Annotated in this window: 9 protein-coding genes; 3 read left to right on the plus strand and 6 right to left on the minus strand. The window is 41.6% G+C overall.

Annotation, left to right across the window (positions count from 1 at the left end; translation table 11 throughout):
- Nucleotides 1–35: 35 nt before the first annotated feature.
- The 4 genes from CSV79_RS07935 to CSV79_RS07950 all read right to left on the minus strand — a co-directional run bounded on the left by CSV79_RS07935 (nt 36) and on the right by CSV79_RS07950 (nt 3333).
- Entirely contained in the window at nt 36–605 is a 570-nt protein-coding gene (locus tag CSV79_RS07935) for an ANTAR domain-containing response regulator (RefSeq protein WP_099688506.1), read from the minus strand.
- Nucleotides 574–2028 (minus strand): PAS domain-containing sensor histidine kinase, encoded by a 1455-nt coding sequence (locus CSV79_RS07940; RefSeq protein ID WP_099688507.1) that lies wholly within the window; start codon nt 2026–2028, stop codon nt 574–576. Before CSV79_RS07940 ends, CSV79_RS07935 begins: the two co-directional genes overlap by 32 nt.
- Before the next feature lie 12 nt (nt 2029–2040).
- Nucleotides 2041–3063 (minus strand): alpha/beta hydrolase, encoded by a 1023-nt coding sequence (locus tag CSV79_RS07945; protein WP_099688508.1) that lies wholly within the window; start codon nt 3061–3063, stop codon nt 2041–2043.
- Between the two features lie 126 nt (nt 3064–3189).
- Nucleotides 3190–3333: a YfhE family protein gene (locus CSV79_RS07950; RefSeq protein ID WP_099688509.1), complete on the minus strand. Its 144-nt coding sequence runs from the start codon at nt 3331–3333 to the stop codon at nt 3190–3192.
- 130 nt (nt 3334–3463) lie between these two features.
- Here CSV79_RS07950 and CSV79_RS07955 point away from each other — a divergent pair, with 130 nt between their 5' ends.
- From CSV79_RS07955 to CSV79_RS07965, 3 genes are all read left to right on the plus strand, one after another.
- Nucleotides 3464–3853, plus strand: a complete 390-nt coding sequence (locus CSV79_RS07955; protein ID WP_099688510.1) for an OsmC family protein — start codon at nt 3464–3466, stop codon at nt 3851–3853.
- A 115-nt stretch (nt 3854–3968) separates the two neighbouring features.
- Nucleotides 3969–5324: an S-layer homology domain-containing protein gene (locus CSV79_RS07960; RefSeq protein WP_099688511.1), complete on the plus strand. Its 1356-nt coding sequence runs from the start codon at nt 3969–3971 to the stop codon at nt 5322–5324.
- Between the two features lie 402 nt (nt 5325–5726).
- Complete coding sequence (locus tag CSV79_RS07965) at nt 5727–7049, plus strand: sodium-dependent transporter (RefSeq protein ID WP_099688512.1); 1323 nt, start codon at nt 5727–5729, stop codon at nt 7047–7049.
- Nucleotides 7050–7086: 37 nt separating this feature from the next.
- Here CSV79_RS07965 and CSV79_RS07970 read toward each other — a convergent pair whose 3' ends face one another.
- Complete coding sequence (locus tag CSV79_RS07970; RefSeq protein WP_099688513.1) at nt 7087–7566, minus strand: GAF domain-containing protein; 480 nt, start codon at nt 7564–7566, stop codon at nt 7087–7089.
- Between the two features lie 144 nt (nt 7567–7710).
- The gene (locus CSV79_RS07975) at nt 7711–9003 is read right to left on the minus strand and encodes an MFS transporter (protein ID WP_099688514.1); all 1293 of its coding nucleotides are present in this window, start codon (nt 9001–9003) and stop codon (nt 7711–7713) included.
- Nucleotides 9004–9230: the final 227 nt, after the last annotated feature.

Below are 9230 nucleotides of genomic sequence, written 5' to 3' on the forward strand. Positions count from 1 at the left end.
AATGTAACTCTTTAAGCGTCTTTGCTTAGATCTATTTACTTGTACGAGTCGATAATTTCCATAGCAATCGACTCCATCGTCATTTGCCGTGACATACTGGCATCACGCATCTGTTTGAACGCTTGTTGCTCAGTTAAATGCTCCACGTTCATCAAGATACCTTTTGCCCGTTCTATAACTTTACGTTTTTCCACTTCCTGCTTCGCTTGCCGGATACTTTCTTTTAGCCGCTTTGTTTTATCGGCTTGATGAAGCGCCACTTCAACAGCAGGTATTAAATTGGATTCTGAAATAGGTTTGACTAAATAGCCAACCACATTGTCTTGCTGCGCCTTTTCCACGAATTCCTTCTGACTGTAGGCTGTGAGAATCAGAATCGGTATATCTAGTTGTTCTCCAATGATTCGGCTAGCTTTCAACCCGTTCATCTTCGGCATCTTAATATCCATCAAAATCAAATCCGGTTTATGCAGGAAAGCCAGTTCAATGGCTTTTTCTCCATCCCCCGCCTCCCCAACCACTTCGTAGCCGTGGTCTTGCAAAGTCATTTTCAAGTCCATGCGAATAATCGATTCATCTTCCACTATAATGATCCGTTTTCTCATCAAAGATTTCCACCTCCGCACCTACCGGAAAAATAATTACTGCATGAGTCCCAATCTCCCTAGGCACGTATAAAAATTCACCATTCAAGTCATTGATCACCAAATTGTGGATAATTTCTGTGCCTAATGAAGTTTTCGGATCCTTCATTCCAACGCCGTTGTCGGAAACGTGAAGTTCTACAAAATCATTTTCCACGGTAAATTCTACATCAATAACCCCTTCTTCTTTGCCCTGAAATGCATGTTTCAAGGCGTTTTGTATGAGCTCGTTGATAATTAGTGCGATTGAAACCGCTTTCCCAGATGTTGTTATTATTTTATTGCCATTCGGCTCAATAATCAAGTCTACTTTTAGATTATATTCATTCAATACCATGGTTGAGCAGATTTTCCTTGTTAGATTTATAATATTAACATCATCGTCGTCTGCATGTCCCTTTGTGAGAATAATTTCATACACGGAAGATATACTGTAGATTCGATTTAACGTTTCTTCAAATGAAGCACGACTTTCTATTGGTAAGCCATTACGCATTTGCAATCTTATCAAGCTCGCAACCGTTTGTAAATTATTTTTTACCCGATGATGGATTTCTTTAATGACGACTGACTTCATCATCAACTCTTTTTCTTTTGTACGGAGTTCGGTAATATCCTGGATAATAAGCAATGTTTCTTGAGGTTTATTTTTTTCACGCATTTTTATCTTTTTAACTATTAAGTTCTTGCGTTGAATCGTTAGTTCAAAAACAAATACATCATCTTGCTGCTCGTACACCGGCCGCAAAAAAGGTAACATGTCTAGCAAATTCTGATTAAGCACTTCTTCATGACCGCTCATTTCGGAAATTAGTTTCAAACCTGAGGGGTTGGCATACACTAAACGATCACTAGAATCGGTCAAAATAAGCATTTCCATCAATAAATTCGAAACTACACCTAGACCAGAATTCATCATCCGATCTTCCGCCGTCCCTGGGATCACTGAGAACTTTTTCACATGATCATCGGGTAGTGAAGGCGTGACTTCTTTCTCTTGGATCAACACGCCAATCACTTGATGGCATGTATTCTTAATCGGCACGACGGTCTGATCCACTACTTTGCCTTCTTGCGTCATAGCCTGCCGAATAATCGATTTCTTTCCGTTTCTGTAAGAATAAAAAACTCCCGGTTCAAACGATTCGAAGACAATCTTCCCTACTACAGAATTATCATACAGCGGTGTTCGACCGCTAGGGAATGCTTCTGCCACAACAATCGCTTGGTTACTCGGTTTTAATTTACAATCGATAAACATATATGAACCCGATAGGTCTGCATAGGTCTGCAAACTAAATGCCATTTCCTGCAATATCTGTATATCTTGATCTGTCAGGTCAGTATGTTGTTTACATAGTTGTTCTACTGTCGCCTTTACCAATGCACCACAACCTTACTCTGAGGGAGTGTCACTTCCTCGACTTTGTAGAATAAGTATAGGACTGATTGCAAGCGGGGACAAGTGAGAAGTAAGAAACTTATACACATTGCTTTTGTAACCAGCCTCATCAATCACAAACGCTTCCCCATGATTCGCATCGTCTACCAAATACAGTTCCGCATCACTTTTCGTTACTTCATACAGTTCACGTGTCATATCCGTCGGCACAAACGTATCCGCCTTGCCGTGAATATAAAGGATTGGTACAGTCGCATGCTTTACTGCGTTCAATGCATCTGCTTCCTTTAGGTAATAACCTGCCCGTGCTTTCGTCAGTACACTCATCGTATCGAGTAACGGAAAGGCTGGCAAATGAAACATTCTATTCATTTGATAGGCAAACAGCTGATAGACAGATTGGTATGGACTATCCGCAATAATAGCTTTCACTTGCTCTGGCAACTGTTCACCACTTGCCATTAAGACCGTGGCTGCACCCATGGATAAGCCGTGATAAACCACTTCTGTTTCCGGACCAAGTTTCTCTGTCAGTTGTTTTGTCCAATCGATCAAGTCTAAGCGGTCGGGCCAACCGAAGCCATAGTACTCGCCCCCACTTTTACTATGTCCCCTGGCATTTGGCATGAAAATATCGAATCCAAGTTCCTCATTATAGTATTGACCATACAGCCCCATTTGTTTGGCATGACCTAAATAACCGTGAGTTAAAATGACTAATCTATCGGTTGACTGTTTCGCTGGTAAGTAGAAGCCCTTCAATTCCAAGCCGTCTCTTGATGTCATGTCCATTTCCTCAAAATCTTGCGTATCAACCCAATCTAGCCAATCGCCGTTCAAAAATACGTCCATCGTCTTAGCTGATACTTTTAAATCTGCATTCCCCGTTAGAAAGTCCTTCGGTCCTCGTTTAATAGCCAAGTTATAGAAAAAGAAACTTCCCACTATTTGAAATGTGAGGAAGAGAACCACTAAGAGAAGTACTACCTTCTTCCAACCTATTTCTTTAATTTTCATTTCCACTCATTCTCTCTGTCGATGGTTTCCTACTTATTATACATCGGGTACGACAGATTCGTAATGTAATCTTCAGGAAAAAAAGGCCCAACAGATGGACTAGATCTGCAGGGCTTCCGATGAAATTTAGTTATGCGATTTTTGATTATGATCTTTCTCCGCTGCTTGATCTGCCTTCTTAAAATCCTTAGCGTATAAAACTTCTTGCGCGGATGAAAGACCATTATTTTTATCTGTTAGTGTTTTATGTGGCTCTTTTTTTTCACTCAAGTGAAAACACTCCTTTCTGTCTACGATATAGTCTGTCACAAATTGACGAAATTAAACATATAAGCACAGTTTGCGTTCTTTGGTTTTCTAGCTCAAACAACGTATACTAACTGCATAAGGAGATGATTACATGAAATTTCACATGACGGAAAATGGTTTTGACACCGAAACAGAATTTGGTACACTACATATTTCATCCAATGAAGAAAAGGGATTTCGTCCCTATCAATTAATGGTTGCATCCATCGCAGCTTGCGGTGGTGGCGTAATGCGCAAAGTTCTCGATAAAATGCGTATGCCCGCGGACGATATCGCAGTTGAAGTGAAAGAAATTGTACGTTCTCAAGATGATGCAAGTCGTCTCATGAAAATCCATCTTCATTTCACAGTCATCGGATCCGCTATTAAGGAAGAGAAGATGCCAAGAATCATGGAGCTAACCGAGAAAAATTGTTCCATGTTGCAATCCGTAATCGGTTGTATCGATGTTGTAAAAACGTATGAGATTGGACCTAAGTAATTTGAAATTCCGACAAAAGAACGTTTTTTGTCGGAATTTTTCATGAGTTAATCCCTATTCATTTCCAATTTATGTTGTATACTGTACTAGATACCAAAATAAGGGGGATATTATTTTGAAAAACATACTAGTTGGAGCATTGATTGCTTTACTCATATTAGTAGCCACGCCATTTCAAGTACAAGCTGCCACTTCTTTTTCCGATGTTGATACGCATTGGGCAAAGAAAGAAATTAAGTATTTATCTGACCGCAAAATTATTGGTGGCTATCCGGACGGCACGTTTAATCCGAATCAGCCAATCACACGAGCACAAGCTTCTGCTATGCTCATTAAAGCACTAAATATTCCACTGGTGAAAAATCCAACCGTTACGTTCAAGGACGTGTCAAAAAATTCTCCGTACTATCAGGTTCTAGCGACGGTGAATCAAAAAGAAATTTTGCGTGGGGACAATGGGTTTATACGTCCCGGCGAAGCCACTTCTCGTGCACAAATGGCTGCAATCTTGCGCCGTTCATTTAATTTACCTTTTGACAAGCAAGCGACGTTTGTAGATATGACAGAAGCGCACTGGGCTTTTGGGGATGTTAACGGGATTGCAAAAAAAGGGATCACAGGTGGTTCGGACGGTAGGTTTATGCCATCAAATTCCGTTACACGCGCACAGTTCTCAGCGTTTCTTGTCCGCGCACTCGACAACTCTATGAAACTCGGTAACTACCACTCATATGTCAGTCAAAAAGGGAAAACTGTTGAACAGAACGGTTTTTCATACACGGTCAGCAAAGACAGGACTTCTACTAAGCTATTCAAGACAAATCTAAAAGCAGGTACACAAGCAGCTATTTTAGACAGTGCGACTATGCCGGATAATGGTACAAACCGAGTGCTCTTGATGACTGGTTACCAATTGATTATTTATAATGATGATATATTCATTCCTTACTGGAACCTGATTAACGAAAAGAACAAGATGCCTTCAGGTTACGGACTGACAAAAATCAATACCAATAGCTGGAGCTACACGATTGGCAGTATCCCAATTGAACAAAAGTTCCGCAATATGTTTATTTGGAACGACCGAATCTTCTATACGATGGAAAAGAATAAAGAACGCGTTTTCGATGCTAAATTCAATCCAGAGAACCCGATAGATGATCCACTCGTATTGTATTCAATTACGATGGATGGAAAAGGTAAGAAAAAAGAACTTGGCTTTGATGCGCGTGTTATTTTCGATGAAGTTGAATTAACTTCAAAGAATGTCCAAGTAAGCCACAATAATAAATCAATATTGTACGATCACTCAGCGATGTATTATTTCAACAAAACAGGTGTCTTCAAGTACAACTTGCTTGATAAAAAGACTAGCAAGCTTTCCAATGTTCTAGCGAAGGATATGGAAGTTACGGCTACGCAGTTAGTTGTTACGGATCAAAAAGGAAAAAAACATAACTTGAAGAAATAACGAGAACGGCATGCCTAGGATATACGGGGCATGCCGTTTTTTAATTTTGTTTTGCCACATTTTTTGCATCAGACGGACCACCAGCCTGTATTCCACCTTGTTCAATCTGAATCAAGGTCTTTCTCGAAAATCCAAGCACATCCACCATCTTCTGCTAAGAGTATCCTCTTTCTAATTACATATCGCGAGGCTTAAGGGATAGTAAACCAGTCAATTCTTGCTGATTCGTACTGTCGCCTCTTAGTTACATTTCAACTCTATTAGTGCAATATTACACCAGGGTACTTTTGAGACAACTGACTTTTCTAAACTGTCTGTAAACCTGGTAGTCATCGCTTTTTTCTCAAAATTATGATAGGATTTAGTGAATTTATTATTTAGCTAGAGGAAACGAGGATTCATATGAAACAGCGTGAACAATGGACATCCAAGATTGGTTTTGTATTAGCAGCAGCCGGCAGTGCAATCGGGTTAGGTGCAATCTGGAAGTTCCCTTATATGGCCGGAACAAACGGTGGCAGCGTGTTTGTGCTGTTATTTATCATTTGTACGTTATTAATTGGCTTGCCGATTTTATTAGCTGAGTTCGTTATTGGACGAAGAGGACATGCGGATGCGGTGACTTCTTTAAAGAACTTATCGACTGGACGTAGTTGGGGTTGGGTCGGTTGGATGGGATTAGCTTCTTCTTTCATCATTTTGTCTTTCTACAGTGTCGTTGGGGGATGGATTTTATCTTATTTAGCTAGAGCTTTTTCGTTTAAATTGGGTGGACTGGATTACGGAGAATTGTTTAATACGACAATTGCTAATCCATGGGAAGTCTTATTAGCGCAGGCCCTCTTCATGGCATTAACGATATTTATCGTACAAAGCGGAATTCGCGGAGGGATTGAACGGGCCAGTCGCTGGATTATGCCGTTATTATTCCTGTCATTCATCGTTTTGGCGATTCGTTCATTGACTTTGGATGGCGCGATGGAAGGTGTCCGTTTCTTATTCGTTCCAGATTGGAGTTATTTTAACGGAACTACATTTCTGATTGCATTAGGACAAGCCTTCTTCTCGTTAAGTGTCGGTGTGACCGCGATGATGACGTACGCTTCTTACTTATCAAAAGAGGAGAAGCTCGGTCAATCGGCATTTAATGTGTCCATACTGAATATCGGGATTTCCATTTTAGCTGGACTTGTTATCTTCCCTGCAGTGTTCGCGCTCGGACACTCACCAGAAGCAGGACCTGGATTGATTTTCGTTATCTTACCAGCGATTTTCAATGAAATTCCGTTTGGAGGGGTATTTTTAATCATTTTCTTCTTCCTGATGTTATTTGCTACATTAACTTCAGCAATTGCGATGCTAGAAATCGTTGTATCCACGGGAATTCGCAAAAAGCATAATAGAAGAAAACGTGCCGCATGGGTATTTGGTGGGTTGATCTTTTTAGTTGGGATTCCAAGCGCTTTGTCGTTTGGTGTACTATCGGACGTGCAGATTTTCGGCAATACGATATTTGACTTCGCCGATATCCTAACAAGTAGAATTGCCATGCCTTTAGGGGCGCTTGCGGTTTCATTATTTGCTGGTTTTGTACTGACAAAGGACGATACCGCAGAAGAATTACGATTGAATCCCGCGCTTCACTCGTTATGGAAACTAATCGTGCGCTACTTTGCACCATTAGCCATCGTAATAATTTTTATTACGTGGATTATAGGTATGTAAAAAGCACGCTGGAGTATTTCTCCGGCGTGCTTTACTATTAGATATGCTTCATAAGTACTTCCACTACTTGCATCAATCCCTCTAAATCTTCTTCATTGAAACGATTCAGTTCAGGACTATCGATGTCGAGTACACCAAACACTTCTCCGTCTTTCAAGAGTGGGACGACGACTTCGGAACAGGATGCGGCATCACAGGCGATGTGGCCAGGAAATGCATTGACGTCCGGTACGACTAGCGCTTCTTTTGTCTTGGCGACTGTTCCGCAGACTCCCCTGCCAAGTGGGATTCGAATGCATGCCGGTAAGCCTTGGAAGGGTCCGAGCACTAACTCATCACCGTCCATTAAGTAAAAGCCGACCCAATTAATGCGGTCAAAAAATTGATTCAGTACAGCCGAAGCATTGCTTAAGTTAGCATAGATATTCGTTTCACCAGTTAGTAACGCATCTAACTGTGCCACAAGCTGTGTATATTTTTCTTGTGGATTGTTTGAATATTCAATAGAAGTGAACATGCGATTCCCTACTTTCTGTGTCATTCTATTTATCATACATAGAAATCTTTCGCTAGAAAAGTAATCGGAGTTCACCCTCCCTGTCATTTTCTAAGAAAGTCTGTATTATTTCCCCGGAAATAATCGATTGCATTCGCAAAGAATTTACACTGTTTGCACAGAAGACTTCTTTTGTTTGTAGCGCATCCAAATAATCAAGGGTATGAGTAGAAGTGATATATATGTACCAAGGAAGCTCAGCATGGAGAAGCCTGAATACGCAACGACGATTCCAGATGCCAATCCCCCTACTGTCCCTGCCAGCGCAACGAATACATCGATACTCCCCTGAATCTTTGCACGTGTCAGCACGTCTGTCGAATCAATGACAATTGCAGTTCCGCTAATCAATCCAAAATTCCAACCTACTCCGAGTAGGATTAGTGAAATGGACATCCAAAACACAGATCCACCTGCTACATAGGCGGCAAGAGTACCGGATATAGCAAGTGTTACGCCTGATGCGATGACCATCACCGGTCGTCCAATTCGGTCTACTAATACGCCTGTAAAAATGGACGGTAAGAACATACCTGCGATATGCAGTCCGATTACTAAACCGATACCTGATATCGCTGCGCCATGATGTTGCATATGGACAGGCGTCATCGTCATGATGGCAACCATGACACCATGAGATAATACGAGTACAATGCCGCCCACCCAAATGCCCATTTTATTTGCTTTGTGATGATGTACAATTTCACCATCTTCCGCATCATTTCTATCCCTACGCTTTACTAGCTCGATTTCACGTGCAACCATGAGTGGATCTGGATTTAAGAACAAGAGGAACGTCAAACCCGATAACACATAAGCCACTCCAGCAAGCAAAAATACGCCGGTCAACGAAGGAATACCAATAAAATCCGCCACATGTCCCATCGGCAAGACCAGATTCGGTCCCGCCACCGCGCCCACTGTCGTCGAGACTAACGCGATGCTCACGGCTGTGGCTCGTTGTTTTTCATTGGCTAAATCTGTTCCAGCATAGCGAGCTTGCATATTGGAAGATGTACCAGCACCGTATATGAATAGGAAAATGAATAATAACGGTAAATTTCCTATAAATGCAGCAATAATAACTCCAAATGCACCCATTCCACCGGTAATAAAACCTGCTCCAAGGCCAAATCTGCGACCATAACGTTGTGATAATCTACCGACAAGATACGCGGAAAAAGCTGAACCGAATGTGGATAGCGCAATCGGCATTCCAGCCAAACTTTCATTTCCTGTCATGTCTTGTATAAGTAATGCACCGACTGTAATGCCCGCTGCGAGACCCGCACCACTAAATATTTGAGATATAATGACAACAAGTAAGGAACGCTTGTACAGTTGTTGCTGTGCCTCTTTGGATTTTGTGTAGTATGAATAATCTTGCCGTCTGGACATCTAATTCCCCTCCTTCCATTATTTATACTCCACTTATCTTATCATAGGTTAGGAATCCTATAGTGGAAAGGTTTTGAATTTGGAGAGTAGATTTATGAGCGTGGGGACGAGGGCTATGAGCGTAAGACCAGGATCTATGAGCGCGGGGACGGGGGCTATGAGCGTGAGACCGGCATCTATGAGCGCGGGGACGGGGGCTATGAGCGTGGGACCGGCATCTATGAGCG

Source organism: Sporosarcina sp. P13 (assembly GCF_002743055.1).
GTDB lineage: Bacteria > Bacillota > Bacilli > Bacillales_A > Planococcaceae > Sporosarcina.